The sequence below is a fragment of the Streptomyces sp. NPDC020731 genome, from assembly GCF_044334705.1.
Classification (GTDB): Bacteria; Actinomycetota; Actinomycetes; order Streptomycetales; family Streptomycetaceae; genus Streptomyces.
The window spans coordinates 90674-116450 of sequence record NZ_JBIRTN010000015.1 but is presented as its reverse complement, the minus strand read 5'-3'; the positions used below and the strand labels follow the sequence as shown (position 1 = coordinate 116450).

At 73.1% G+C, this 25777-nt stretch carries 22 protein-coding genes and 3 pseudogenes; 8 read left to right on the top strand and 17 right to left on the bottom strand.

Annotation, left to right across the window (positions count from 1 at the left end; all coding sequences use genetic code 11):
* Positions 1–33: 33 nt before the first annotated feature.
* Positions 34–1140, top strand: coding sequence for a P1 family peptidase (locus ACH4VX_RS23425; protein WP_398369743.1), 1107 nt, complete (start codon positions 34–36; stop codon positions 1138–1140).
* Positions 1141–1272: 132 nt separating this feature from the next.
* The gene (locus ACH4VX_RS23420; protein ID WP_398369891.1) at positions 1273–1476 is read left to right on the top strand and encodes a DUF6000 family protein; all 204 of its coding nucleotides are present in this window, start codon (positions 1273–1275) and stop codon (positions 1474–1476) included.
* A 50-nt stretch (positions 1477–1526) separates the two neighbouring features.
* On the opposite strand, the gene ACH4VX_RS23415 is transcribed toward ACH4VX_RS23420, so the two are convergent.
* Positions 1527–2402 carry an NmrA family NAD(P)-binding protein gene (locus ACH4VX_RS23415; RefSeq protein WP_398369741.1) on the bottom strand — a complete coding sequence of 292 codons (876 nt, stop codon included), beginning with the start codon at positions 2400–2402 and terminating at the stop codon, positions 1527–1529.
* Between the two features lie 194 nt (positions 2403–2596).
* On the opposite strand from ACH4VX_RS23415, the gene ACH4VX_RS23410 reads away from it, so the two are divergent.
* Positions 2597–3283: a TetR/AcrR family transcriptional regulator gene (locus tag ACH4VX_RS23410; RefSeq protein ID WP_398369740.1), complete on the top strand. Its 687-nt coding sequence runs from the start codon at positions 2597–2599 to the stop codon at positions 3281–3283.
* 240 nt (positions 3284–3523) lie between these two features.
* Here ACH4VX_RS23410 and sigJ read toward each other — a convergent pair whose 3' ends face one another.
* A complete protein-coding gene (gene sigJ, locus ACH4VX_RS23405; protein ID WP_398369738.1) occupies positions 3524–4441 on the bottom strand; it encodes an RNA polymerase sigma factor SigJ in 918 nt (305 codons plus the stop codon).
* Positions 4442–4543: 102 nt separating this feature from the next.
* Here sigJ and ACH4VX_RS23400 point away from each other — a divergent pair, with 102 nt between their 5' ends.
* Positions 4544–4918, top strand: a complete 375-nt coding sequence (locus ACH4VX_RS23400) for a hypothetical protein (RefSeq protein WP_398369736.1) — start codon at positions 4544–4546, stop codon at positions 4916–4918.
* A 202-nt stretch (positions 4919–5120) separates the two neighbouring features.
* On the opposite strand, the pseudogene ACH4VX_RS23395 reads toward ACH4VX_RS23400, so the two are convergent.
* The 5 genes and pseudogenes from ACH4VX_RS23395 to ACH4VX_RS23375 all read right to left on the bottom strand — a co-directional run.
* Positions 5121–5321 (bottom strand): annotated as a pseudogene (locus ACH4VX_RS23395) (ZIP family zinc transporter); the annotation flags it as partial.
* Positions 5322–5393: 72 nt separating this feature from the next.
* On the bottom strand, positions 5394–7457 hold the full coding sequence (locus ACH4VX_RS23390; RefSeq protein WP_398369735.1) for a SpoIIE family protein phosphatase: 2064 nt from the start codon (positions 7455–7457) through the stop codon (positions 5394–5396).
* Positions 7458–7900: 443 nt separating this feature from the next.
* Positions 7901–8647 carry a polysaccharide deacetylase family protein gene (locus ACH4VX_RS23385; RefSeq protein WP_398369734.1) on the bottom strand — a complete coding sequence of 249 codons (747 nt, stop codon included), beginning with the start codon at positions 8645–8647 and terminating at the stop codon, positions 7901–7903.
* Positions 8648–8686: 39 nt separating this feature from the next.
* Entirely contained in the window at positions 8687–9589 is a 903-nt protein-coding gene (locus tag ACH4VX_RS23380; RefSeq protein WP_398369732.1) for a DMT family transporter, read from the bottom strand.
* A 13-nt stretch (positions 9590–9602) separates the two neighbouring features.
* A complete protein-coding gene (locus ACH4VX_RS23375) occupies positions 9603–9962 on the bottom strand; it encodes a hypothetical protein (RefSeq protein WP_398369731.1) in 360 nt (119 codons plus the stop codon).
* A 238-nt stretch (positions 9963–10200) separates the two neighbouring features.
* Here ACH4VX_RS23375 and ACH4VX_RS23370 point away from each other — a divergent pair, with 238 nt between their 5' ends.
* Complete coding sequence (locus tag ACH4VX_RS23370; RefSeq protein WP_398369889.1) at positions 10201–11265, top strand: galactosyldiacylglycerol synthase; 1065 nt, start codon at positions 10201–10203, stop codon at positions 11263–11265.
* 269 nt (positions 11266–11534) lie between these two features.
* On the opposite strand, the gene ACH4VX_RS23365 is transcribed toward ACH4VX_RS23370, so the two are convergent.
* The 3 genes and pseudogenes from ACH4VX_RS23365 to ACH4VX_RS23355 form a co-directional block, all read right to left on the bottom strand.
* Positions 11535–12365, bottom strand: a complete 831-nt coding sequence (locus tag ACH4VX_RS23365; RefSeq protein WP_398369729.1) for a ribonuclease BN — start codon at positions 12363–12365, stop codon at positions 11535–11537.
* A 38-nt stretch (positions 12366–12403) separates the two neighbouring features.
* The gene (locus ACH4VX_RS23360; RefSeq protein ID WP_398369728.1) at positions 12404–13561 is read right to left on the bottom strand and encodes a sigma-70 family RNA polymerase sigma factor; all 1158 of its coding nucleotides are present in this window, start codon (positions 13559–13561) and stop codon (positions 12404–12406) included.
* Between the two features lie 513 nt (positions 13562–14074).
* Positions 14075–14383, bottom strand: a pseudogene (locus tag ACH4VX_RS23355) (XRE family transcriptional regulator); the annotation flags it as partial.
* A gap of 3 nt (positions 14384–14386) precedes the next feature.
* Here ACH4VX_RS23355 and ACH4VX_RS23350 point away from each other — a divergent pair.
* Positions 14387–14551, top strand: a pseudogene (locus ACH4VX_RS23350) (MFS transporter); the annotation flags it as partial.
* Between the two features lie 45 nt (positions 14552–14596).
* On the opposite strand, the gene ACH4VX_RS23345 reads toward ACH4VX_RS23350, so the two are convergent.
* From ACH4VX_RS23345 to ACH4VX_RS23320, 6 genes are all read right to left on the bottom strand, one after another.
* Positions 14597–15220, bottom strand: coding sequence for a histidine phosphatase family protein (locus ACH4VX_RS23345; RefSeq protein WP_398369887.1), 624 nt, complete (start codon positions 15218–15220; stop codon positions 14597–14599).
* Between the two features lie 191 nt (positions 15221–15411).
* Positions 15412–16242: an urease accessory protein UreD gene (locus tag ACH4VX_RS23340; protein WP_398369727.1), complete on the bottom strand. Its 831-nt coding sequence runs from the start codon at positions 16240–16242 to the stop codon at positions 15412–15414.
* Entirely contained in the window at positions 16239–16934 is a 696-nt protein-coding gene (gene ureG / locus ACH4VX_RS23335) for an urease accessory protein UreG (protein WP_398369726.1), read from the bottom strand. The genes ACH4VX_RS23340 and ureG overlap by 4 nt, the downstream gene beginning before the upstream one ends.
* Positions 16935–16960: 26 nt before the next feature.
* Positions 16961–17635 (bottom strand): urease accessory protein UreF, encoded by a 675-nt coding sequence (locus tag ACH4VX_RS23330; RefSeq protein WP_398369724.1) that lies wholly within the window; start codon positions 17633–17635, stop codon positions 16961–16963.
* Between the two features lie 53 nt (positions 17636–17688).
* Positions 17689–19521: an urease subunit alpha gene (locus ACH4VX_RS23325; protein ID WP_398369722.1), complete on the bottom strand. Its 1833-nt coding sequence runs from the start codon at positions 19519–19521 to the stop codon at positions 17689–17691.
* Positions 19511–20167, bottom strand: a complete 657-nt coding sequence (locus ACH4VX_RS23320) for an urease subunit gamma (RefSeq protein ID WP_398369720.1) — start codon at positions 20165–20167, stop codon at positions 19511–19513. The genes ACH4VX_RS23325 and ACH4VX_RS23320 overlap by 11 nt, the downstream gene beginning before the upstream one ends.
* Before the next feature lie 308 nt (positions 20168–20475).
* Between ACH4VX_RS23320 and ACH4VX_RS23315 the strand changes: the two genes are divergently transcribed.
* Both ACH4VX_RS23315 and ACH4VX_RS23310 read left to right on the top strand, forming a co-directional pair.
* Complete coding sequence (locus tag ACH4VX_RS23315; protein ID WP_398369719.1) at positions 20476–22017, top strand: LPXTG cell wall anchor domain-containing protein; 1542 nt, start codon at positions 20476–20478, stop codon at positions 22015–22017.
* A 204-nt stretch (positions 22018–22221) separates the two neighbouring features.
* A complete protein-coding gene (locus ACH4VX_RS23310) occupies positions 22222–24819 on the top strand; it encodes an MXAN_6230/SCO0854 family RING domain-containing protein (RefSeq protein ID WP_398369717.1) in 2598 nt (865 codons plus the stop codon).
* Positions 24820–25072: 253 nt separating this feature from the next.
* Here the strand turns inward: ACH4VX_RS23310 and ACH4VX_RS23305 are convergent, their stop codons facing one another.
* Positions 25073–25564, bottom strand: coding sequence for a hemerythrin domain-containing protein (locus tag ACH4VX_RS23305; protein WP_398369715.1), 492 nt, complete (start codon positions 25562–25564; stop codon positions 25073–25075).
* Positions 25565–25777 lie beyond the last annotated feature (213 nt).

The following is a 25777-nucleotide window of genomic DNA, read 5'->3' as shown; positions in this document are numbered from 1 at the left end:
CCGGCCGGGGTGGGCCGCGTAACGTCCACCCTCATGGAACACCTGGCTCAACCGCAGTCCGCGCCGGGCACCGGGCGCCGGGCCCGTGACCTCGGCATCGTCATCGGACGCGCCGCCACCGGGCCCTTGAACGCGATCACCGATGTGCCGGGCGTCCGCGTCGGCCACACCACCGTCCGCCGGCCCCCTGGTGTGCACAGCGGAGTCACCGCCGTCGTGCCCGACGGCGTCGGCCCCCGCACGCCGTTGCCCGCGGGGGCTTTCACCGGCAACGGTTACGGCAAACTCATCGGCACGACCCAACTCGCCGAACTCGGCACGCTGGAGACGCCGGTGCTGCTCACCTCCACGCTGTCGGCCTTCCGCGTCGCCGACGCCCTCGTCGGCTGGACGCTCGAACGGCCCGGATGCGAGGAGGTGCGCAGCCTCAACCCTGTCGTGGGGGAGTGCAACGACGGCTTCCTGTCCGACATCCGCGCACGGCCCGTCCACGAGGAGCACGTCCGGGCCGCCCTCGACGCGGCGTCCGGCGGGCCGGTCGCCGAGGGCTGCGTCGGCGCGGGAACCGGCACGGTCGCCCTGGGCTTCAAGGCCGGCATCGGGACCGCCTCACGCACGCCGGACCTGGAAGGACGACGTTTCGCAGCGGGCGTCCTGGTGCAGGCGAACTTCGGCGGCACACTGCGCGTCCTGGGCCGCACCGTCACACCCGGGTCCGTGGGCCTCGAAGCAGACGATCCGGCGGCGGGGGGAGAGACCGGCTCCTGCATGATCGTGGTGGCCACGGACGCCCCTCTCGACGCCCGGCAGCTCACCCGCGCGGCACGCCGTGCGGTATTCGCCCTGGCCCGCTCGGGCGCGGCCTACAGCCATGGCAGCGGCGACTACGCCGTGGCCTTCAGCACGCGACCGGGGGGAGCCGGCGTGTCCGTGGCCGATGCCGCACTGGGGCCGCTGTTCGAAGCGGTCCTCGACGGCGTCGAGGAGGCGGTGATCAACTCCCTGCTCGCCGCGCGGACGACCACTGGCTTCAACGGCCACACGGCCCCGGCCCTCCCGGCGGACCGCCTCCTCTCCGCTCTCACGGCCGGTCCGTTCGGGCCCGACGAGTCGGGATCCTGTGGTGCGCGACGCCTTTGAGGACGCCGCACTCGCCACCCCCCCCCATGAACTCGGCGACTCCTCGAAGGCGGGCGGCGTGAACGCAGGACCGCCGCTCGGCTCATCGCCGTCTCCGGCCGGACCGGGTTCCGCGCGTGACCGGGAGAGCTCCTGCCGGCCGGCGAGGCCTGCCGCACGGGCCTGGCGTACTGCGTGGCCCTGGCCGCCTTCGGCACGCGGGACGACGCCGATCCGCTGACCGCCCGCCCCGGCGCCGACCGGGCCGCGCGGTTCCTGGCCGAGGACGGCCTGTGGCAGCAGTGGGTCCAGGGCACGCCCGCAGGCGGCCGTTCGAGTCACCCCGCCCCCTCCTGAGCCTGATCCGCCGGCTCCGCGCCTTCGTCGACGAGTGCGCCGGGCTGCGGTCATCGGGATGACCGCAGCGAGCGTACGACTGCCTCCAGGACCTCGTGGACGGTCTTCGCGGGGTGGCCGATGGCGGTTTCCAGCGTCGGGTCGACGACGTCGAACTCGCCCTTGCGTGAGGCGGTGAACATCGTCAGGGCGAACTCCGCGGCCGGCCGCGGCATCCCGTGGGCGACTGCCGCGGATGTCCACTCGTGGTCGTCCATGACGACTCGGGTGACGGTCCGGCCGGTGATGCGGCCGAGGATCTCGGCGACGTCGGTGAAGTCCAGCGTGTGCGGGGCTGTCAGCGGCGGCGTGATCCCTTCGAGCGCTCCGTCCTCGGTCAGAGCGACGGCCGCGGCTTCTGCCAGGTCCTCATGGGCCGTCCAGGACACCGGGCCGTCCTGCGGCACGGCGAGTGTGCCGGTCTCCAGCGCGGCGCCGATGTAGTGACTCAAGGTGGCGGCGTAGAAGCCGTTGCGAAGGGCGGTGCAGGGGACTTCCTGCTGCTTGAGGTACTCCTCGGTGGCCGCGTGGACCCGCTGCGGCGGGAAGAGCGACGTGGGCGAGGCGGCCTGGTGGCTGGTGTAGAGGATGCGCCGGGCGCCCGCTTCCCGCGCTGCGTCGACGGCGGCGCTGTTGGCGGCCGCCGCGCCGTCACCTCGGATGGCCGCGGAGACGACCAGGACGCGCTCGGCACCTTCGAAGGCGTGCTTCAGGCTGTCGGGTTCGGTGAAGTCTCCGGCCCGGACCCGGACGCCGCGCTCTGCGAGGCCGGCGGCCCCGCGCACGTCGCGCACACTGACGCCGATCCTGTCGGCCGGTATCCGCTCCAGCAGGCGGTCGACGATCAGTGTCCCGAGGCGGCCGGTGGCCCCTGTGACGATCAGCATGGCTGGCTCCTGTCCGATGATGCTTCCAATGGAACGAAAATAACGATAACACTGATACTTCCGTTGGAAGCAATCACATGCACACAGGGAGGGGACGGCCGGTTCCCCGCAGTTGGGGCCAGGCTGTACGGCGGTCCGGTCGGAGATGTCATTGATAACATCGCTTGTCACGCACGGGCGATACCATCGTCTCCATGGCACCGAACACGCAGCGGCGAGACATCACACGGGACCGCATCGTGAAGGCCGCGGCCGGCCTGCTGCGCGACCAGGGACCCGCCGCGGTGACCACGCGCCGCGTGGCCCAGGAGGCAGGGCTGCAGCCTCCCGCGCTGTACCGCTTCTTCCAGGGCAAGGACGACCTGCTGGTCGCCGCCGTGGAACAGGTCTTCGCCGACCACGTGGCACGCAAGCAGACCACCGCGCCTTCGGACGACCCGGTGGAAGACCTCCGCGCCGGATGGAACACGCAGATCAGCTTCGGCCTGGCCCACCCGTACGTCTACGGCCTGCTGCTCGACCCGGCCCGCGCGCGCGACACTCCGGCGCAGGTCAAGGGTGTGCTGGTCCTCGCCGAACGGGTGCGCAGAATCGCCGCCGCCGGACGGCTGCGGGTGAGCGAGGAACGCGCCGTCGACCTCATCCGCTCGGCGGGGGTCGGAACCATCCACACCCTGCTGACCCTGCCGCCGGAGCAACGTGACCCGCACCTGGCCGACGCCGCCTTCGACGCGATCACCCGCGCCGTCCTCGTGGACGAACCCGCTGTCCCCACCCGGGACCGGGCGGCCGTCGTCGCGGCCTTCCGCACTCTCCTGCCCGAGCTGCCCGGCCTCAGCAAGGCCGAAGCCGCGCTCCTCGACGAATGGCTGCGACGCTGATCACGAGCAGCACCCCGCCGGCGGCGACCGCACGCTCCGCCGGGCCGGTGCCGGCTGGGGGGTGTCGTTTGGATCAGGCCGGCTTCGGGCGACGGCGCCTCACAGCCGAGCCGGGCGGGGTCCGGTGCGTGCGGCTGCGAGGCGGAGGAGGGGGTCGACGCGGGGCGTCGAGGACCGACGGCGACGCCGCGGAGGTGCGTGCCGGGCCCCGCGACCCCGGCAAGATCCAAACGGCATCTCCTAACCCTCCCGCGCCCACGGTCGCAGCTTCTCCGGGTTGCGGACCACCCAGATCCGGGTGACGTGCCCGTCGGAGACGTCGAACGACGCCACGGTCATGACGACTCCGGCACGCCGGGCCACCAGGCCCGGCACACCGTTGACCGACCGTTCCAGGATTTCGATCCCCGGAGCCCTGTCGGCGACGGCGACCATGTACTGGGCGATGCGTGCGCCGCCCTCCACCGGGCGCAGGACGGTGCCGACCATGCCGCCGCCGTCCGCGGTCATCACCGCGGCCGGGTCGAGGAGACCGACGAGGGCCGCGATGTCCTGGGTCTCCCATGCCTCTTTGACATGCCTCACCACGTCGGCCCGGCCGGTCGCCGTCACCGGAGCACGCACGACGCCCATCCGCCGCCGGGCGGAGGCAGCCAGTTGCTTGCAGGCCGCAGGGGTCCGGCCGAGGACGTCGGCGATCTCGGCGAACGGGTACCGGAAGACGTCGTGCAGGACGAACGCCACCCGCTCGGCGGGCGTCATCGACTCCAGGACGACGAGGAAGGCCATGGCCACCGACTCGTCCAGGACGATCTGGTCGGCGGGGTCCGGGGGAACGGCGGGGTCCGGGCCGCCCGCCCGGGCCCACTCGGTGCGATCGGGCAGTGGCTCGGGCAGCCACGCGCCGACATACCGTTCACGGCGGGCCCGCGCCGAGCCGAGCAGGTCCAGACAGATGCGGCCGGTCACCGTCGTCAGCCAGGCGCCGGGGGACAGGATCTCCTCCCGCCTGCTTCGCGGCAGCCCGTACCAGCGTGCGTAGGCGTCCTGTACGGCGTCCTCGGCCTCGGTCACCGAACCGAGCAGCCGGTAGGCGACATTGATCAGTTGGCGTCGTTCGCCGGCCGTCCCGTCCGTGCTGTTCCCGACAGTCCCCATGTTTCCGGCCGCCCCCTCGCCTTACCTTTCGCAGGCCCGCGTCGTCGGTCCTGCGAGACCTTATCGATCTACCGCCCGAGGGCGGGAAAAGGGGACTGTGACATGGCCACTCAGGTGACGACCACGGCGAACGCCCGGCGCGGCTCCTCGTTCCTGCGGACCGCGATCGCCCTGCAGACCCTGACCATCTTCCTTCAGGCGGTCTCCGCCGGACTGCTGCTCGGCTCGTCCTACGGCGAGACGCTGCACAGTGCCGGAGCCCGTGTGATGTACGGGGCGTCGATGCTGTACGTGCTCGCGGCGGTGCTGGCGTGGAAGCCGGGCGGCGGCTCGCCCCGGCCGGTGTGGCACGCGTCGGGTTTCCTCGTACTCGCCTCGGCCCAGGTCGTGCTCGGCATCGCCCACGTTCCGTCGGTCCATCTCCCCCTGGGCGTCCTGATGTTCGGCCTGAGCGTGCTGGCGCTGGCCCGGCGCTGAGGTCCGATACGGGGCCGCAGGCCGGTGGACGAAGCCGGGGTCGCGCCCGGCCCAGGCGCAGGAGGTCGTCCCTCGTCGATCCCGTAGCCCTCGGCGATGTCGCCGGTGCGCTCGTTCACCCACCGGTCGCGGACCCGGTCCGAAGCGCCCCCGTCGGGCCGGGCCGCTCCCGGACCGTCGACCTCGTAGACCTGGACCGGATCGAGCCGGCCTGCCGGCCCTCGGACGGCTGCGCCTGTCCCTGCCGGTGACCCGAGCGCTTGCGGTGCCGGGCGCCCCGGCGGGCCGGCCACATGGGGCCCGCGGTGCAGGCCACCGCGCCGGCCGGTGTGCCGACCGCCGGCAACAGCATCCCGGCACCGAGGACCGTCACCGTAGCGATCACCTTCTGCGGGATCCGCAGCCCGTGTCCCGGCGCCGCCCCGAGTCACCTCACCGACCGACGGCGTCGGAGCCCGGCCGCCTCTTCGCCGCGTCATCCACGGGGACTGATGAGGAGCAGGGCGACGTCGTCGCCGGGAGCGAGGGCGTGGTGGATGAGGGTCTCGGCCATGGTGTCGAGGTCGGTCGGGTCCGCGTGTTCGAGGAGCCCCGCGAGGGCCGCGGTGGCGTCGTCGAGGTCCACTCCGGGAGCTTCGACGAGCCCGTCGGTGTAGAGGGCGAGCACACAGCCGGCCGGCAGCCGGAATTCCAGGGCCGGGTAGCGGGAGTCCGGCTCGATGCCGAGGAGGAGACCGGGTGGGACCGGGAGGATTTCGGTGCGTCCGTCGGCATGACGGAGCAGGGGCGGCGGATGGCCGGCGGTGGCCACGCACGCGCGGTGGGTGGTGAGGTCGAGGTGGACGTAGAGGCAGCTGGTGAACAGGCCCGGCTCGAGGTCGGTGAGCAGGCGGTTGGTGCGGGTCAGGACCTGATCGGGGGCCGAGCCCACGGTGGCGTGGGCGTGGACGGCTGTGCGGACCTGCCCCATGAGCGCCGCGGCATCCACATTGTGGCCCTGCACATCGCCGATGGTGGCGCCGACGATGTGCTCGTCGAGGCGGATGAGGTCGTAGAAGTCGCCACCGATGCCCAGGCCCCGGGCCGCCGGAAGGTAGCGTGCGGCGACCTTCAGACCGGGGACGTGGGGAAGCGCGTGCGGCAGCAGGGCGGACTGCAGGCGGTGGGCGAGGTCGTGTTTGGTGTCGTAGAGGCGGGCGCGGTCCAGGGCCTGCCCCACCAGGCCCGCCATCGAGGTGAGGACGGCGCGTTCGCCGGGCGGGAAGGCGCGGGGCCGGCGGTAGGAGAGGAGGAGGGAGCCCTTGGGGCGGCCGGAGGCGATCAGCGGCAGGACGGCCCAGGCGGCCATCCCGTCCTCGTGCGTCGTCGCCGGGTAGTCGCGCTGGAGCTCGGCGAAGTTCGTGAAGAAGTGCGGGACGCCGGTGGTCAGGACCCTGGCGACGGGGATGTCCTCGCTCAGGGGGAGGTTGTCGAAGCGGGAGATGAGTTCGGCGCTGTAGCCGTGGTGGCCGAGAATCCTCAGCCTGCCGTCCTCGGGGGCCATCAGCACCATGCCCTGGGCGCCGAGGGCGGGCAGCAGCTGGTCGGCGGTCTGGTCGGCCACGTCCTGTACGCCGACGGCCTCGGTCAGGGTGGCGGCCAGCTGCATCAGCTGGTACAGCAGGACGGCGCGGCTGGGACCGGCGGCCGGCGCGGACGGCGACGCGGGAGCGTCCTCGGACGGATCGGCGCCGGTGATGCGGACGCTGATGCCGGAGGGGTCCGGGTACAGCTTGAACGTCAGCCACGTGTCCGGGGGGCGCAGGACGGTGAACGCCTGCGGCTGGTTGCTGACCAGCGCGGCCCGGTAGCGGTCCTCGACCTGGGGGACGTCCATCCACGGCAGCGCTTCCCAGGGCAGGGCGCCCACCAGCTCGTCCGGGCCGGCGCCGAAGAGATCGGCGGCGGCGGGAGTGACGAAGGTGATGCGGCCGTTCATGTCCAGTGCGCAGGACCCTCCGGGCAGGCGGTCGACGAAGGCCGTGACCGCGGCCGCCTCGCCGGGCGGGACCGTGCGCCCCTTCGGCAGGGGCAGGGTCCGCGGCCGGCCGGCGGGCAGCAGCGGATCGCCGCGGTCCGCGGACTCCCGGAGGAGGCTGCCCAGACGGTGGCAGCCCGATTCGATGGCGTCGCGTTCGCCGGGGCTGAGCTGCGGGGAACGGGTTCCGGACCACAGCAGCACCAGTCCGCCCAGGACCGTGGCGCCCGACGTGACCGGGGCGGCCGAGAGCGCGAAGTCGTACGGCAGCACGAGGGCCGGCCGCGGGTAGCGGCGTGCCAGCTCCTCCTGTCCGCCGATCCACACCAGGCGCCGCTCGCGCACGGCGTCCGCCACCGGCATCGGATCGGTCAGCGCGATCCGCCGCCACGGACTCGCGAGCTCGTGCGGGGCTCCCGCCACCACGACCAGCCACAGGGCGTCGTCGCCCGGCGGCAGTACGTACAGCAGCCCGCCGTACGCGCCGCTCTCCCGCACCACGGCAGCCATCGCGGTTTCCATCAGCCGTCCACCTGAACCTCACCGACTTTCCGGCGGGCCGCCGGCGCGTCGGAGACGCGGTAACGGCTGCCCCGCACCACCGGTCCCGGCGAGGGGGCACCACACCAGCCACATCAAACACTGTACATATGCGGACATTGCAACCAATGTACCGCGATCGCACCCCGGTGCCGGAGCGGAGCCGGGTTCGGTCCTTGCCCATGCTGAGGCGGGAGAGCCGCCCGCCGTACGGGGCACCCGCCCCGTAGGGCGGGCACCGGTCCGGCACCGCAGTCCGTCTGCCACGGGCGAGATCGAGCCACCGCTCAGCGCTGGAGGTTCCGTTGTTCCTTCCGATGGGGCGGCCGACGTGACAACCGGGCCGGTCGTGCCGCGGAACGGTCGGCCCGTACCCGTACCCGTACCCGTACCCGTGCACGCAGGCCCGCGTCCGGTCGGCGGGCTCAGTGCGGCGGCACCCCGTGTTCGGAGAGCGGGCCGACCGACAGGCCCGCCCGCCGGCAGCCGTCCACGATGTCGGGCAGGGCGTCCAGGGCGGCCCGCCAGCAGCCCGGGGCCGACATCCGGTCCGTGTCGTGCAGGAGGAGGGTGCCGCCACCGCGCAGACCGGCCGCGACGGCCGAGTACACCGACGCCGGGGTGGCCTCGGCCGTCCAGTCCCTGCCCCAGGCGGTCCACAGCACCGGCCGCAGGCCCGCCGTACGGGCGGCGGCCCAGCGCCCGGAGGTGAGGACGCCGTAGGGCGGGCGATACCAGCGGGGGCGGCGGCCCGCCAGCTCCCGCACCGCGCCGGCCGCCCGCGACAGGGCACGTACCTCGCCCGCCGGGCCCGGCAGCCAGGGACGGTCGTGGCTCCAGCCGTGCACGGCCAGTTCGTGCCCGCGGCGGACGGTCTCGCGCACCACGGAGGGATGCCGTACGACGCCGTCACCCAGGACGAAGAAGGTCGCCCGGACCCCGAGTTCCTCCAGCGCGTCGAGGAACCGCGGGGTGGACTCGGGGTCGGGCCCGTCGTCGAAGGTCAGGGCGACATGGGCGGGGTGTCCGACACCGGCGAGGCGCGGGAAACGGCGGCGCACCACGGGCAGCCAGGTCGCGGCCGGGGCGATGTGCGCCACGGCGACGGCGGCGACAGGAGCCAGCGCGGCTGCCGCGCGCCGGGCGGGGGAGGGACCGGTAGACACGGGCATCGGCTTCTGACTCCTTTCCGCGTGAGGTGGCCGTGACGCCTACGACACCGGCCGGGGCGAGTCGTCGCCCGGGCTCCGCGACGCCGCGTCCCAGCTCCCGGAGACCGACGGGGCGCGGGCCAGCCCCGCCGCCCCCGCCCCCATGAGGGCCACGCCGACCACCGCCGGCACCACCCGCACACCGAGCGTGATCTGCTCCCCGAACAGCGCCCACCCCAGCGCCACGCTCGTCAGCGCGTCACCGAGGGTCAGGGCGGGCTGGGACGCGGCCAGCGTCCCGGCCCGGAACGCGCCCTGGAGCAGCAGGAAGGCGAGGGCTCCGGCGACGGCGGTGGCGTACACGGGCCACGTCCCCAGCACGGCGCCCACCCCGTCCGGAATCCTGCCGGTCACTTCCTTGAGCAGCGCCGCCGTCAGGGAGAACGACGCGGCGGACGCCAGTCCCAGCAACCCCGCGCGCGGTGCGCCCCGCACCGTGCGGGCCGTCGTCACCAGCACCACCACGACACCCAGCACCACCCCGGCGGCCACGATCCACCGCCCCGCGGAGGCCGTGGACCGGCCGGCGGCCGGAGCGACCGAGGTCAGGAACGCCGCCAGCCCGGCGGCCAGGGCGGCGAACGCCAGCCAGGTCCTGCGGTCCGGACGACGGTGGAAGACCACGCTGCCGACGACGAGGGTGAACAGCAGCTCGGCGGCCATCAGCGGCTGGACCAGTGCGAGACTGCCCACGCCCAGAGCCGCCGCCTGCAGAACGGTCGACAGTGCCAGCATCCCGGCGCCCGCGACCCAGTAGGGCCGCCGCAGCACACGCCCGAGCCAGCGAACGGCCTGGCGCACGCCCGCGCCGCCCTCCGGTTCGTCCGCCGCGGCCCGCCGCTGCAGTACCGAGGCCGCGGCGTTGGACAGCGCCGCCAGCAGGGCCAGGACGACGACCAGCACGCCGTGTCGCCGTTCAGCCGAACACGGCGGCGAGCCGCCGGTACGGGCCCGGCGCCGCGCCGCGCACCCGGGCGGGCACCACCTGCCGGACCGGCCGCGACGTGGCCAGGAGGTCCACGCGGCCGGCGTGCTCGAAGGCGAACCGGGCCGGCCGCCGTTCGGCGGCCCGTCCGTTGGGGCCGGGACGCCACCATCCTCGCGCGGAGAGCCGTCGGGCCACGGCGGCGCCGATGCCCGAGGAGGCACCGGTCACCGGTGCGGCGCGCGGACGCCCGGTGCCGCCGGCCGGGGGCCCCGGCACCGCGTCGGCCGGCGCCACGGACGTCCGGGGCGACGACACGTCGGCCGGGCCGGCAGGGGAAGCGTGAGACATGGGCTGCACCTCGGCTGGGGGGTGAGCGCCCGGGGTGACCGCCGTCCGCGGCCGCTCCCGGCGTTCGGCGGAGAGGGGCACCCCGGAGTATCCCCGGCCCGGCCGCCGAAACGCGGGAAAGCGTGTTTCACCGGCGCAGCGGAAGGAGACACACCATCCCGTGCACTCACCGTCTTCGGGGCCCCGCCGGAACACGCCGGCGGACGGCAGGCCGCGACTGCTGATCGTCAGCGCGAGCATGGGAGCCGGCCACGACACGGTGGCCCGCGAACTCGCTCGCCGAGCCCGGGAACAGGGACACGACGCGCAGGTCGTGGACCTCCTGCGGCTGCTTCCGTACGGTCTCGGGACCGGGCTGCGCCTCTTCTACCGGTCGTCGGTACGACACTTCCCCTGGGCGTACGCGGGCCTCTACCGCGCGCTGCTGCGCCCCGGTCCGCGGCACCGCCCCAGCGGCGTCCCCCTCGCCCGGCTGGCGGGCCGCCGTCTGACGGATCTCGCGGAGCGCACGGGCGCCGACGTGGTGGTCCCCGTCTTCCATCTGGCTGCTCAGCTGACCGGTCATCTGAGGGCCCGCGGGCGCCTGCGGTCCCCGAGCGCCGTCTTCATGACCGACTTCGCCGTCCACCGGCAGTGGCTCCACCCCGGCAACGACCTGTACCTCTGCCTCACCGACGACGCCGCGCGGGACGTGGGCCGGCGCATCATGGTGTCCGTCGAGACGACCGGACCGGTCGTGGCACCCGGCTTCTTCGCGCCGGTCGCCGGAGCGGTGGAATGGCGGCGGCGCTTCGAGCGGTACGCCCCCGGCCGCCCGCCCGTCGTGCTGTCCGCCGGTGCCTGGGGCGCGGCTTCGGAGCTGGACGGGACCGCCCGGCTGCTCGCCGCCGCCGGTTTCCTCCCGATCGTGCTGTGCGGCCGGAACGAACGCCTGCGGGCCCGCCTGGCCGGGCTGCCGGGCACGCTTGTACCGGACTGGGTCACCGACATGCCCGGCCTGCTGCGCGCGGCCCGCGTCCTGGTCGACAACGCCGCCGGCCAGACCGCCGTACAGGCACTGGCCTCCGGGCTGCCCGTGGTGGGCTACCGTCCGCTGCCCGGCCACGGCGCGGAGGGCGTACGCCGGATGGCGGCGCTCGGTGTCTCGGAGACCGCCGCGGACGCCGCCGCCCTGCTGCGCGCACTGCGTCGGTTGTCGGCGGACGGCGCGCACCGGGACCACCGGATCGCCCGCGGGCGGGAGCTCTTCCGGGGGGACGTACTGGCCCGGGTGGCCGCACTCGCCGGCACGCCACCCGTGTGATCCGCCGGAACGGCCCGAGGGAGGCCACCGGGGGCCGGGGTGCCCACCCGCCGGGAGTGAGGTTCCCGCGCCCGCGGCCCGGTGCGCCCGGAGCGGCCGGGTCGCAACGACACGGAGGCCGGTCAGGGGCCGTCGGAGGTCGCCGCACACCGCCGGGGGGCGGGTGCGGGACGTCGGGAACCCTTCGGCCAGGACGCTCCCTCCCCCGCGGGGGAGGGCGATCCGCCCGCGCGAACGAGCCATGAGCAGGAGAGCGGGTGTCGCCTTCGTCAGTCGTCGCCGGCCTGTTCCGTCCCGGGCGGCGGGGGCAGGTCCTCGGTGAACCGGTGCCCGTGGTGGTGGAGGAGCCAGCGGCCGAACAGGGCGCCGCCGAAGATGACGAACCCCACGCCGATGAGCCAGGACTCGACGATGAGGACGACACCGACGGTGCCGTAGTTGATCGCGTTGTCGACGATCAGCGGGGCGAAGACGAAGTAGGAGAAGCCCCGCAGACCGATCAGGCCCGCCATGGTGGCGATCGCGCCCGGCAGCAGATGCCACCAGGGGATCTGGCTGCCCAGCAGGAAGCGCTGCCCCCACCAGAAGAACAGGACGCCGGTCACCAGCGACAGGGTGATCCGCTCCGGCCCGTGCATGGCGTCGCGGGTCAGCACCTCCTGGTAGAGGTACGCGGTCAGGACGCACAGCCAGGTCGCCTGACGCCAGATCCGGTGCCACGGTCCCGGTGGCAGGTTCCACATCCGCTCGTAGCCGTTCTGGACGCTCCCGCCGAACGGGATGCCGAACGCGGCGAGTGCCAGCACGCCCCACAGGCTGGTGGTGCCGATCACCTCGCGCGGCGGACTGATGATCTTCGTGAGAACGCGCGCGGACCGGCCGGACAGTCCCATGCCGTCCGCCAGCCAGGCCGCGAAGCCGCCCCGTCCGAGCGGATCGGCGGCGGCGATCACGATGAGCAGGGGCGCCAGCGTGACCAGCGCCAGCGTGGCGAACCCCATGGCCCTGTGCATCAGTTCGATGTCACGGCCGCGCCGTATCAGGGTGTGGGCGCCCAGCCACTCCCATCCGTGCCGGAGCGCGCGCAGGCCACGCCTCACGGTGCGCTCCTTCGTCGGCTTGCGTACACGCACCTGTGTCACCCGTCGGCAGGCGGGACAAACCCGGGCGGGGAAGGTGCTCTCTCCTCGTGCGCGCGGCGGGCGGGAGGGGGCCGCGCCCTCGTGGTCCGCGGCACGGTCCCGGCACACGTCCGCCACCGCGCGCCGAACGGGACGAAGCGCCGCGCGCCTGTGGACCGCCGCCGGACCGGGTGCCCATGATCGTGCCGGTGCCGGCGCTCCGCACCGGCCGTGACGCGCGGAGCCGGGGCGACCGGGTACGTGTGAGCCGCGGGACCGGTGGACCGCGCGGGACGTACCGGCTTCTCCGTGTCACGGCGATCGCGCGGGGTGCGTGCCGGCCGCGCCACTTCGGCGGCTCCCGCGCACGGCTCGCCCGCCAGGAGCGCCTCGCGGAGCCGGTCGAAGCACCGCCGCAGGATGCGGGACACCTGCATCTGGGAGACGCCGATGGCCTCCGCGATCTGCTGCTGGGTGCGCTCCCGGTAGAAGCGCAGGTAGAGCACTCGGCGGTCGCGCTCCGGCAGTTGCTTCACCAGAACGGCCAGGGACACGGTGTCGACCACCCGGCCGAGCGCCGGGTCCTCGGCACCGGCCAGACGGGCGAGCGATCCCTCCTGGTCGTGCCCGGTGGGCTCGTCGAGGGATCGCGGACGGCACGCGTGCACCGCCCGCAGTGTGGACAGCACGCGGTCCTGCCCGAGTCCGGTGTACTCGGTGATCTGCTCGGAGGTGGGCGAGCGGCCGCCCAGCCGCTGTTCGAGCTCCTCGACGGCCTGGAAGATCTGACCGCTCGCCTCCTGCAGGGGGCGGGGCAGCCGTACGGTGGCCGTGCGGTCGCGCAGATGCCGCCGGAGCTCACCGGTGACCTTGGGGAGCGCGTACGACAGGAAGGCGTGCCCCCGGGCGGGGTCGTAGCCGTCGACGGCCTTGATCAGCCCCAGGGACGCGACCTGTACGAGATCGTCGAACTCCTCCCCGTGTCGCTGGAAACGGCGCGTGACCCGCCGCGCCATCGGCAGCAGCAGACGGATGACGTGGTCCCGCAGGGCGGCCCGCCGCAGCCCCGGTGGGTGCTCCGAGAGCTCGCGCAGCAGCGCGTCGAGTTGCTCCGAGGACGGCTCCGGTACGGCTGCGTCGCGCGTCCGGATCACATCGGCGGCTGAGGTGGACATGGGCCTCCGGGGGTGTCGGCCTGATGGGACACGTACGGCGTGGCGCTGCTGTGGTCGATCCGTACGGGCAGTGGTGCCCACGCCAGTCTCGAAGTCACCCTTCGGCCGGGCCCTGAAACCCGGCCTGAGCCGCGTGCGGGAGCCCTGTCCGTCCCGCGAGTGACGTCAGGTGCCGGCAGGTTGCGCTCCGGGCCGGTACGTGTCGCGGGCGGCGGCGCCGTCATCGGCCCCGCGCTCCGGTCGCCCACCGGATCCGCCGCGCGGGACGGACGCCCGTCCGGACCGCGGTTGAACTACCCTGCCCGGCACCCGCATTGACGCCGCTCGATAAAACGGAACTTCGCTCCGGACAGTAAGCGGATCGGCGTCCCGTTTCGCCTCGGCGTACCTGGACGTCCGCCCGCCTCCGCCCGGTCGGGCCGGCGGCGGGACGGGCCGCTCCCGCGATCCGCCCGCGTGCCTCACCTCCGGCGAGGCCGGACCCGACACCTCCGTATGCGCCGCCGCCGCAGGTCAGGCGGAGGAACCGGCGGGGCCGGTGCCCCTGCCGCTGTCACGCTGGTGGCCGCGGCGGGCGTCGCGGTCGAAGACGCCCGGGATCTCGCAGGGGCCGCCCTCGGCGCCGAGGGCGTGCGGAAGCATGGTGGGGAACTCGGCGGCCCGATTGGTCTCGACGCGGAAGCGGCGGTGGCCCGGCATGAGGATCGCGGTTCCGGACGGGACGACGAGCCGTTCACGGCCGGAGTGGGCGCGCATGCGCGCGGGGTTGTCCGGCGGCGGTTCGGTCATGCGCTGACGTACGACGGTCATGCCCGGGTCGCCGAGGTGACGCCGACCGCGCGTGTGGCCGGCGGCATCGGCGCTGCGATGATCATGCCGATCGCCCTGGCCGTCATCACCTCCACCTTCCCCGAGGAGCGGCGCGGCAAGGCGATCGGGGTGTGGACCGGCGTCGCCGGGGGCGGCGGCATCCTGGGAATGTTCCTGTCGGGTCCCGCCACGGGGAACCGGTGCGGTGCCTCCGCGCGATGGCCTTCAGATGTGCAGCTCGGGGGGAAAGCCCGTCCAGCGCAGTTCGGCGGGCAGATGCCGCATGTCGTTGGAGAGGAGGACGGAGGCGGGGCGGCCGGGCGCGTAGCGGATGACCGTGAGTGCCGCGTTGCAGTGGCTGAGGCCGAGCCAGCGCCACTTCGGCGCGTGCATGGCGTCCCGGACGAGCCAGGCGACCAGGAAGTTGTGGGTGACGACCAGTTCATGCCGGTCCTCTTCGCCGTCCACCGCCCCGGTGAACAGATCCAGTGCCCGGCGGGCCAGCGCAGGTCCGTGCCTCCGCTCCTCATCGGTGGCACCGGCGAGGAAGCGGAGGTGGAAGTCCGCTGATTCGGCGGGAAGTTCGTCTCTTCCCGGTATGTGGGGCACGTAGTCACCGGCGGCTTCCGAGACGTGCAGAGGGACGCTCCCCAGTCGGTCGCCGATCAGGCGCGCGGTCTGCTCCGCCCGCGGCAGGGGGCCGTGGTGAACAGCTGTGAAGGGGATGCCCCGGAGACGTTGGCCGAGCAGTGCGGCTTGCCGTCGACCGGCCTCTGTCAGCCCGCTCTCGTCCGGTGATGCCTCGCCGTGCCGGACAAGATAGAGGTGACGGGTGGCCGTGCCGGTCATCTTGAGCCCCTCCGGTCCGACAGCGATCTTGTGCATCGATGGACGCTGTCCCCTGACTTCTGGTTCCCCATCGGTGGACACGGACGGTGTGTCTGCCTTCGGACCGATGCCGTCCCGGTCGCCCAGGAGCTCGCAGCCAGGGCTTGACGACGCCCCGGTCGTCGACCGGGGCTCTCACGGACTGCTCCACCTCACGTGGTTGCGGTCAGGATGTGCGCGAGGCCCGAGTCGAGGAGCCGGCGGAGGTGTGCCGGGGTGGGGGCGATCGCGGTGACGAGCAGGGCGGGTGCGTTCGCCAGTGGGGTGAGGACGGCGTGTCCTTCGGTGGGGCTGTCTTCGATGAGGAGTGGCCGGTGGTCGGGTTCCAGGCGGGGATGGACGGCGAGGAGTTGTCCGGCGGCACGGTGGGGGCCCAGGACCGCGGGGCCGTCCCACGCCGGGGCCGGGTCGCCGTAGGTGGTGTGCTGGTCCAGGAGCGGGCGGCCGTCGCGCCGCACGGTCAGGCGGGCGGAGAGAAGGCCGGGGGGTTCGGCTGTGCGGCCGAGGAGCTGTTCCTCGCGCAGCAACAGCCTTGACGTGGCGGTGAGTTCCACGGCGCAGGTCTGGCGCAGGGTGCTGCCGCGGGTGCTGATCAGCGGTTGCGGCAGCCAGTTCACGGACGCGTTCTCGCCGACGGTGAGGCGGATGTCGTAGGTGGCGGGAGCGGTGGTGGGTCCTCGCAGGGCGATGGTGGCGGCGGCCGTGGTCACCTCCAGTTCGGACCGGTCCTCGGCGGTGACGACGACGGCGAGGCGGTCCCCGCCGAGCGGTGCGCTCATGGCCCCGATCACGCTGACCCGTGCCCGCTTGCCGCGGGGACGCAGCCGTCTCAGGTGGAAGGGGCCGTCACTGTGCAGGAGCGGGACGGTCGTGGTGCGGCCGTTGTGGCCGGTCCGGATCCGGGCGGTGGCGTGGACACCGGAGGGATGGGGGGCGGGGGAGTGGTCCTCCGGGGCGCCGGGCAGTTGCGCGGTGCCGTTCACGCGGCGGCCCCGGTACGCCAGTCGGTGAGACGTGCGGTGAGCCAGTCGGTGACCGGGCTGATGCCGTCGGTGGTGGTGAGGCTGGTGAAGGCGACGGGCAAGCTGCCGCGCTGCCTTCGGGCGTCGGCGGCCATGGTGTCCAGGTCGGCCCCGACGTGGGGTGCGAGGTCGGTCTTGTTGATGACCAGGAGATCGGCGGTGGTGATGCCGGGGCCGCCCTTGCGCGGGATGTCGTCGCCGCTGGCCACGTCGATCACGAACACCTGGGTGTCGACGAGTCCGCGGGAGAAGGTGGCGGTGAGGTTGTCGCCTCCGGACTCGACGAGGATCAGGTCCAAGGGGTGCAGTGCCTGTTCCAACTGCTCGACTGCTTCGAGGTTGGCGGAGATGTCGTCGCGGATCGCGGTGTGGGGACAGGCCCCGGTTTCCACGGCGGTGATCCGCTCCGGGGGCAGGACGGCCTCACGGCGCAGGAACTCGGCGTCTTCGCGGGTGTAGATGTCGTTGGTGACCACGGCGATGGACAGCCGGTCGCGCAGCGTGCGGCACAGCGCGGCGACGGTGGCGGTCTTGCCGGAGCCCACCGGTCCGCCCAGACCGACCCGCAGTGCGCGGCGGCTGCCGTCGGGGCGCGTCGTGTCGGCGCTGTGGGTGTGGCGGTGGGGCATGGTCGCGGAGTGGTCGAGGTGCACGGTGGCTCCCGTGGGCGTGGGTCGGTTCAGGACGCGAACAGGCGGACGTTCCAGGCGGCGTGCCGCTCGGCGGTGATGTCCAGCAGCGGTGCGGAGGCGGCGGGCAGCACGGCGACACCATCGGTCGCGACACGGTCCGCCGCGTCGGCGGCGATCCGGGCGACGCCGTCGAGTTCACCGGCGAGTCCGGCGAGGAGCGCGGTGGCGTCGAGCGGGTCCAGGGACAGCAGCCGTACCGCCGCGGTTGCCGGCCCGCCGATGCTCTCGTAGGCGGCGCACCGGGCGGCGTCCAGCGGTGTCAGGCCGGCGGCGCGGGCCGTGACACCCAGGACGACAGGCTGGTGCACTCCCTGTGGCCTCAGGCGGGCGAGTCGGTCGAGGTCCGGAGCGGGCCAGGTGGCACGGGCCGCCCGCAGCATCTGCCGGCCGAGTCTGCGGGCGACCTGACGTAGCGCCGGCACGGGTGTGCGGGCGTCGGCGGCCTCGTCGAGGGTCAGGGGATCGTGTCCTGCGGCCGCGGCGGCGGCGAGTCCGGCCGCGGTCAGCCCGGCGGTGTGCAGGCGCCCCCGGCAGAACGCCTCCAGGCTCGCCGTGTCGTGCACGCCGTGGGAAGCCACCGCGGCCTCCACACCGCCGGAGTGGGCATGCCCGCCGGCCGGGAACCGGCCGTCGGCGAGGACGAGCAGGGCAGCACGGCTCATCAGGCGGCGGCCCGCCTTTCTCCGGACAGCCGACCTGTCCGGTGACGGAGGTCTCAGAAGAGGAAGTAGCGCTGGGCCATGGGCAGTTCGGTCGCGTACTGCCGGGCCACCTGCTGACCGTTCACCGTGGTGCGTACGTCCGACTCGACGGCGCCGCCGATGGTGACGTCGAAGGTGTCGGGGCCGACGACGACCTCCGGCATGCCGTCGTTGTGCACCATGTCGGCCTTGGTCACCCCGCGGGTGTCCTTGATGGCGCGCAGCGGTTTGAGCAGGCCGCTGCGCGACAGCTCGCCGTCGGTGGCGAGCTCGGACACGAAGTTGAAGGAGTTGGCGCCGGGGGAGCGGCCCGTGGAGCCCCATACGGGACGGGGCAGGAACGGTTGGGGTGTGGGGATCGAGGCGTTGGCGTCGCCGATCTGCGCGTAGGCGATCTGGCCGCCCTTGATGACCATGTGCGTCTTGACGCCGAAGAACTTCGGTTCCCACAGCACCAGATCGGCCAGCTTGCCCACCTCGACGGAGCCGACCTCGTGGTCGATGCCGTGGGTGACGGCCGGGTTGATGGTGTACTTGGCGACGTAGCGGCGGGCACGGAAGTTGTCCGCGTGGGCGTCGTCTTCACGCAGATGCCCGTAGCGGGTCTTCATGACGTGTGCGGTCTGCCAGGTCCGCATGATCATCTCGCCGATGCGTCCCATGGCCTGTGCGTCGGAGGACATCATCGAGATGGCCCCCATGTCGTGCAGCAGGTCCTCGGCGGCCATGGTGGAGGGCCGGATCCGCGAGTCGGCGAACGCCATGTCCGCCTCGACCTCGGGATTGAGGTGGTGGCACACGATCATCATGTCGACGTGTTCCTTGACGGTGTTGACCGTCAGGGGCCGGGTCGGGTTCGTCGACGCGGGCAGCACGTTCGGTCTGCTCACCAGGCTGATCATGTCGGGCGCGTGGCCGCCGCCGGCGCCTTCGACGTGGAAGATGTGCAGGCTGCGGTACTTGGAGTCCTTGGTCCTCGGGTCCTCCTTCGTCGCGGCGAAGGTGTGCTGCACGAACCCGGACTCGTTCAGGGAGTCGGCGTGCAGGGCGATCTGGACGCCGGTCTCGTCACACATCCTCAGTGCCGCGTCGATCACCGCCGGCGTGGCGCCCCAGTCCTCGTGGATCTTGAAGCCGAGAGCGCCGGCGGTGACCTGGTCACGTAGCGCCTTCCGCGAGACCGTGCTGCCCTTGGCCAGCAGACCCACGTTCACCGGATACGGGTCCAGCGCCTCGAACATGCGCTGCAGGTGCCACTTGCCCGGTGTCACGGTGGTCGCCTTACTGCCCTCGGCCGGCCCGGTGCCACCACCGATCAGCGTGGTCACCCCCGAGGCGAGCGCCTCATGGATCTGCCCCGGGCACAGGAAGTGCACATGCGTGTCCACGCCTCCCGCGGTCAGGATGCGCCCGTTGCCGGCGATCACCTCCGTCTCGGGCCCGACGACGAAGTCCGACGCACCCTGAGGACTGCCGGGGCTCGGAGACATCGTCTCGGGGTTGTACGCCCTGCCGATCGCCTGGATCCGCCCGTCACGCAGGCCCACGTCGGCCTTCACCACACCCCAGTGGTCCAGGACCAGCGCACCGGTGATGACGGTGTCCACCGGGGCGCGGGGATCGTCCCGCGGGATGTGCGACTGTCCCATGGACTCGCGCATCACCTTGCCGCCGCCGAAGACCATCTCGTCACCGCTGCGGCCGGGGCCTCCGCTCCAGTCCGCGTCGATCCGCAGCACGAGGTCGGTGTCGGCGAGCCGGACCCGGTCGCCGGCCGTCGGACCGTAGAGGTCGGCATACCGGGAGCGCGTCAGCGGATCATGGGGCCGTTCGGTCTCACCGGGCATCGAGGTTCATCTCCTGTTCGCTCTTGCCGATCTGCAGACCCCGGACGACGCGCTCGCCCCCGATGGGGACCAGCCGCACGGTGCGCTCGTCGCCCGGTTCGAAACGCTCCGAGGTCCCCGAGGGGATGTGCAGGCGCATGCCGTGCGCGGCTTCGCGGTCGAATTCGAGCCCCTCGTTGGTCTCGGCGAAGTGATAGTGGGAACCGATCTGGACCGGGCGGTCCGAGGGGTTGCGCACGGCCAGATCCACGTACTCCAGGCCTTCGTTGAAGGCGATCCGGTGCTCCTCGTCGTCCGGCAGAAGTTCCAGCCTGCCCGGATGGACGGCCGGCACTCCGGCTGCCTCGTCGAACGGGTCGTGGATCGTCACCAGCTTCGTCCCGTCCGGGAACGTCGCCTCCACCTGCACGTTGGAGATCATCTCCGGTACGCCGTCCATGACGTCGTCGCGGGTCAGGACACGGCGGCCGGACTCCATGACCGCGTCCACCGTGGCACCGGCCCGGGCCTCCTCGTACACGTGCGCCGTCAACACCGCCATGGTTTCCGGGTGGTTCAACAGCAGGCCCCGCTCACGGCGCCGCCGTGCGACGTCCGCCGCCACATGGATCAGCAGACGCTCCTGCTCGTGCGGAGTCAGATGCACTCGCTCCTCCTTCCTGCTCGTCACTCGACCTGTACGGCCCGGGCCCGCGAGGACGGCGAGCGCCGGTGTGCCGAATGCCGCATACCGATCCTCGTGCCACGAGGGGGACAAGAGCGATGGAATCCCCATTGTTCTCACCAATCGAGTGGAACGGGTGCACAAGGTGGCACGGGGGGCGCTCACGGTACGGCCGCAGCGGCGGCACGAGGAGAGGCCGCGGCATCCGCCGCGGCCGCCTTCTCGCGGGAGCGGCCGCGGAAAGGGGCGAGCGCGGGCAACCTTCGGGGCGTCTCGCGCATCGAAGGTGCATGACGTCCATGCGCACGATGTGCGGGGCAGTGCTGACTGCCGTGGTATTCGCCCTGACGCCCGGTGGGACGGCGGGGGCCGCCGATCCGTCGCCCCTGCCGACACAGGCGTATGCGACGATCGAGGCCGACAAGCAGATCAACGTGGGGCGGGCGGCGCAGCCGGTCGATGTGAGCTGGATGTTCTGGGACGGCGGGGCGCAGGTCCCCGCTCCCACGAACGAGTCGCTCGTCATCGACGCGCGTGGTCTGACGGGCATCGCGGGCGTCACGGTCGACGACCCGAGATGCGAGGCCGACGGGCAGGTCTTCAGCTGCGTCAACAAGGATTCCTCACAGAGACGGTCGGTCGGGTTCACCCTGCGCGTGGCCGAGGGCGCCGCACTCGGCGACACCGGCACCCTCACGTACACCGTCGCCGCGGGGCGTGCGACCGGCGCCACCGCAACGGCGAAGGTGGTCGTCGGCGTCCCCGACCTGGTGGCCGGCAAGGTGCCGGACATGAAGGACGCCGCCGTCGGGTCCCGTATCGACGTCCCGTTCCGGCTCCGCAACACCGGGAACCTGGCCACGGACCGGCGCATCATGCTGCGCTGGGAATCGGTGGGCGGACTGCTCTTCGACCGGAAGTTCTCCAACTGCGCCTACGACGACGGCGACGATCCCACCGAACCGGGCAGCCGGACGACCGTCACCTGCGTGTTCACCGCCCCCGTGGCCGCGGGGGCCACCGTGGAGCTGAGCAGCCCCCTGACCGCCACGGTCGGCGAGCGCGTCCTGACCGGCGTGGTCGACTACTCGGTCAGCCTGCTGAAACCGGGCGTACAACCCGGCGGCGGCAGCCGGCAGGGCACCGGGCCGGCGCTCGGCCTGGTGCCGGTGTCCGGGGCGGGAGGCGCGTTCGAGAAGGGTGCCGGGGGCCGGTTCACCGTCGCGGCCGACAACTTCGCGGATCTCGAGGTCACCGCCACGGCCGAGCCGGGCCGCGGGGCGGGCAGATGGACCCTGGACGTCAACGCCGTGAACCACGGCCCGGCCTCCGCGTACGGGGTCGACGGCAAGGCCGTCGCCGTGGTCGACGTCGTTCTGCCCAAGGGCACGGTCGCGATCGGCAACGCATACATGGAGGGGGAGGACAGCCCTTACGGCCCCTGCCTGCTCCGGGTCGGCAACACCAGGACGGCACCGTTCGAGGCAGGTCACCGGCATTACGTGTGCCCCGTGCCGTTCGGTGTCGCCGCCGGCAAGAGCCAGTTGTTCGAACTGTGGGTGAAGCCGTCCGAGGACTACGACGGCGCCAAGGGCACGGCGACCGTGCGCCCCGGCCCGGCCGGCTTCCCCCTCCACGACCCGGACGCCTCCAACGACAGCGTCACCTTCGCCTTCGGCACGCCGGCCACGCCGACCCCGACGGCACCGCCCGGCGGCACGCTCCCCGACACGGGCGCGCCCCACACGGCGCTCATCACCGCGGCAGGCGCCGGAGCCCTCCTGCTGGGCACCGCGGTCCTCGTCGGCCGGCGCCGCAGGCGCTCGCACTGACCGCCTCCCACGCGCACGGGTGTTCGCCGCTCGCATCGAGGAGGATCATTAATTCGTTTGGCACTCGCGCGGGTGTGTGGTGGGATCGGAGGCAACGGGGGCGGCTCCCCGGCGTGCATCCTTCTCACCTTCTTCGAAAAGACTCGGCGCGCCCACTCTCCGCCCCCGTTCTCCTGTCCCGGGTCGTCGTGGAGGGTTCCCCCGTTGCTCGCTGCCGAGTCCGTACTGCTGCGCCGTAATCAGACCGTGTACGTGGACGGGGCGTTCGCGTCCGGCAGTGGGAACGGAACAGGACCGGCACTGCGCCGGCTGGAGGCCGAACTGCTCGGCCGCGGTCACGTCCTTTCTTCCCGGCTGCACGCGGCGCTCGACTCGCTGACCTCCGAGGAACTGGCGGTCGCGCACACACGCCTGGTCGGGCTGACCGACGGCCTGCTCGGCTCCCACCGCACCCACGTCCCGCTCTTCCGCGGGTTCCCGCGCACCGTGCCGCGGAACACCGACGCGCTGTACGTGGACCGGGTCTTCGCCTACCTGCTGCAGCAGCCGGAGCAGCCTTGCGTGCTGTGCGGCGAGGCACGCACGGTGTTCCCCGTCTCGCCCTGCGCGCACCTGGTCTGCCGGCTGTGCTGGGACGGATCCGACTACGCGGGCTGCCCGGTCTGCCACCGCCGGATCGACGCGGACGACCCCTTCCTGCGGCCGGTCCGCGCCGTCGGCGCCGCCAAGGCACCGGCGCCCGGCCCGCTGCGGCTGCTGCGCCTGGGCGGCGACCGGGCCACCGACGCCACCGCCGTGGTCGACGTCCTACTGGCCCGCCGCACCCCGCTCTCCCCGCAGGACCGCGACGACCTGCTGACGCTGCTGCCCCTCACCCCGGCCGGCCGGGGCCTGCTGCCGCAGGACATCCCGGTCCGGGAGACCAAGGCGATGGTGCTGGGCGCGCTCGTGCGCGAGGCGCCGGAGGGCCTGTCGGTACGAAAGCTGCTGACCGAGCGGCTCACCACCACCACCGACGTGCTGCGGCTGCTCGCCGTGCTCGCCGGCGGTGACGCCGGGCTGGTGACGCCGTCGCGGTTCACGGGCCTGCCGCGCCCCCTGCGCCGCGAACTGCTCCGCGTACTCGACGGCCTGCCGACGCCTTACCTGGTGGAGGACATGCTGCGGCACCCCACGGCGTGGAAGCGGGCCGCGGAGGTCCTGCACCCCTTCGAGCGTCACGCCCGGCATCCGCGCGCCGCCCTCGCCTTCGCGGTACTGCGCGGCACCCCGGTGGATCCCGGTACCGCGTTCGGCGCCGCCCTGCTGGAGACGGCCGCCGCGCACCCGGACGCCGTTCGCGCGGACGGCACCCGACTGCGCCCGGCCACCTGGGCCGGGCGGCTGGAACAGGCGGTGGCCGAGGGCGACGCGGGCAGGGCCGCGGCCCTCGCCGGGGAGCGCCCCGGCGAACTGGTGCGCCGTCTGGACCTGCTGCTTCGCCTGCACACCACCGACGCCCTCGAACCGGAGCTCGAGAAGGCCCTCCTGCGCGGGCTGCCGAAGGTGGGCCCGGGCCCGCTGCTGTCGGCGCTGGGAGCCCTGCGGGTCCGGACCGAGGACCGTACCGGCCGCCGCCGCGTGTTCTTCCCGCGCGGGGAGGTCACCCGGGCCCTGACTGTTCCGGAGCGGCGGGCTCCACTGTCCTCCGGGCTGGTGACGGCGACGGTCACGCTGCTGCGGGAGGAGGTGCTGCGCCGGTTCGCCGCCGGGGAGCCGTACGAGCTGTCGGTGCTGGACGCCTCTCTGGCCGACCTCACCGTGCCGTTCACCGAGCGGTCCACCGCCAGGGCACTGGTGGCAGTGCCCCGGGGCAGCACGCAGACCCTGCCCGAGGGCACGGTGCTGCGGCTGTTCCTGCACTGGACCGAACCACAGGGCAACCGCACGGACCTGGACCTCTCCGTCGCGTTCTTCGACGCCCAGTGGCAGTTCACCGGATTGTGCGACTACACCGACCTGGTGCACGGCACGGACGCCGCGGTCCACTCCGGCGATCTGACGTCCGCCCCGGCGCCGCGGGGCGCCACCGAGTACGTGGACCTGGACCTGGAGCGGCTGGCGGAGCAGGGGGACGTCTATGCCGTCCCGCTGGTGTTCAGCTACAACAACGTGCCGTTCGAGGAGTTGCCGGACGCCTTCGCGGGCTTCATGGCACTGCCCGCGCACGGCCCGAGGGACGCCTCCTACGATCCGCGCACGGTCCGTCAGCGCTTCGACCTGGCGGGCGACTCGCAGGTGTGCCTGCCGATGATCGTGGACCTGGGCCGTCGCCGTGCGCTGTGGACGGACACCCACCTGCCGCCGACAGACGGCTTCCAGAGCATCGGCTCGCACGGCGGCGGCCGGCTGGCCACGGTGGCCCGAGACCTGTGGGAGCAGTTCGGCTCCGGCAGCCGGACCACCCTGTGGGACCTCGCGGTCTGGCGAGCGGCGGCGCGCTCCGCCGAGGTGGCCGTGATGTCCCGGGAGCCGGAGCCCGCACTGCTGCGGTACCGGCGGCGACCGGACGAGGACGCGGCCGCGTTCGCCGTCAGGGTGTCCTCCATGGAGGACAGCGAGGAGAACCTCCCGCACCCCGACCCTGACGCGGCAGCGGCCGAACACGCGTCCGGCAGGCGGGTGTTCCTGGCGACGGTCCACGGGAACGTCGGGCCGGCGCAGGCTTCGGGCACCCTCTACCGGCTGTTCCCCGGTCCCGGAGACGCCTCGGAGACCTTGGCGCGCGTGACGGCCGGCGACCTGGTCGCCGAACTCGGGTGAACCGACCCCAGGGGCCTGGCTGCCACGGGTTCTTCGGGCCGGTCCACTTCGACCGTACGCGCGCACCCGGGTCATGAACACGCCGCCTCCGGTCCCGCGCCACGGGACCGGAGGCGGTGACGTCACAAGGGGCCGCGGTGGAGCGATCCTGCGGCGTCGGCCTCCGCTGCAGGCCGCGGCAGGGAAGGCACGGCCGGATCACCCGCCGACGGCGGCGTGCTCCCGGCGCGGGTCCCCTCCTCACGGCCGCGGCTCAGTCCCCGACGATCCGGCGCACGTTGTCCACGGAACCGCAGTCGGCCTTCAGCAGCCGCTCACGCTCCTCCCGGAACGCCGCGCCCAACTCCTCCCGCCGCCGCATCGCCACGTTCTCCCGCGCCTGGTTCAGGATGGTCCGCTCCTCCTCGTCGGCGTGGTGGGTGACGGCCTCCACGAGTGCCTCCAGCTTCGAGTCCCACTCCTCGGAGCCGATGTCCTGGACCTCGAGGAGTTCCAGGAGGGCCTTGTTGCCCTCGTCGTGCTCGTGCTCGCCGTGCTCCACCTCTTCGTCGTCGATGTTCTTGTACCGCTTGAGGGCGGGGTAGACCTTGGTCTCCTCGGCCAGCGCGTGTGCCATCAGCAGGCCTGCGAACTCCTGCAACGCGGCAGCCCGGTCGGCCTCGACGCTGCGCATCAGACGAAAGAGATCCTCCATGCGCCGGTGGTCCTGGAGGATGAGCTCGACGACGTCCTGTGTCTCGGCCATGGGACGCGTACTCCTTCACGTGTGAGGAACGGGTGCCTCTACCGCTTGCCCGCTCCTGCCGACTTGAGTGCCTCCGGCTTTGTACAGGTCACCGGCCTTTGCGCCGGTCACCGACGGCGTCCGGCCCGGGAGCGGTCCTGAGCACGGGGCAGGAAGGGCGGTGGGGCCGCGGCCGCCCCTCCCGACGTCCTTCCGGAAAGCACTGAGCCTGCG

Bases quoted from the DNA above. Each gene is read 5' to 3' on its own strand.
- ACH4VX_RS23425 (WP_398369743.1), top strand. From the start codon at position 34: ATGGAACACCTGGCTCAACCGCAGTCCGCGCCGGGCACCGGGCGCCGG.
- ACH4VX_RS23415 (WP_398369741.1), bottom strand. From the start codon at position 2,402: ATGCTGATCGTCACAGGGGCCACCGGCCGCCTCGGGACACTGATCGTC.
- ACH4VX_RS23410 (WP_398369740.1), top strand. From the start codon at position 2,597: ATGGCACCGAACACGCAGCGGCGAGACATCACACGGGACCGCATCGTG.
- sigJ (WP_398369738.1), bottom strand. From the start codon at position 4,441: ATGGGGACTGTCGGGAACAGCACGGACGGGACGGCCGGCGAACGACGC.
- ACH4VX_RS23400 (WP_398369736.1), top strand. From the start codon at position 4,544: ATGGCCACTCAGGTGACGACCACGGCGAACGCCCGGCGCGGCTCCTCG.
- ACH4VX_RS23390 (WP_398369735.1), bottom strand. From the start codon at position 7,457: ATGGAAACCGCGATGGCTGCCGTGGTGCGGGAGAGCGGCGCGTACGGC.
- ACH4VX_RS23385 (WP_398369734.1), bottom strand. From the start codon at position 8,647: ATGCCCGTGTCTACCGGTCCCTCCCCCGCCCGGCGCGCGGCAGCCGCG.
- ACH4VX_RS23375 (WP_398369731.1), bottom strand. From the start codon at position 9,962: ATGTCTCACGCTTCCCCTGCCGGCCCGGCCGACGTGTCGTCGCCCCGG.
- ACH4VX_RS23370 (WP_398369889.1), top strand. From the start codon at position 10,201: ATGGGAGCCGGCCACGACACGGTGGCCCGCGAACTCGCTCGCCGAGCC.
- ACH4VX_RS23360 (WP_398369728.1), bottom strand. From the start codon at position 13,561: ATGTCCACCTCAGCCGCCGATGTGATCCGGACGCGCGACGCAGCCGTA.
- ACH4VX_RS23345 (WP_398369887.1), bottom strand. From the start codon at position 15,220: ATGACCGGCACGGCCACCCGTCACCTCTATCTTGTCCGGCACGGCGAG.
- ACH4VX_RS23330 (WP_398369724.1), bottom strand. From the start codon at position 17,635: ATGAGCCGTGCTGCCCTGCTCGTCCTCGCCGACGGCCGGTTCCCGGCC.
- ACH4VX_RS23325 (WP_398369722.1), bottom strand. From the start codon at position 19,521: ATGCCCGGTGAGACCGAACGGCCCCATGATCCGCTGACGCGCTCCCGG.
- ACH4VX_RS23315 (WP_398369719.1), top strand. From the start codon at position 20,476: ATGACGTCCATGCGCACGATGTGCGGGGCAGTGCTGACTGCCGTGGTA.
- ACH4VX_RS23305 (WP_398369715.1), bottom strand. From the start codon at position 25,564: ATGGCCGAGACACAGGACGTCGTCGAGCTCATCCTCCAGGACCACCGG.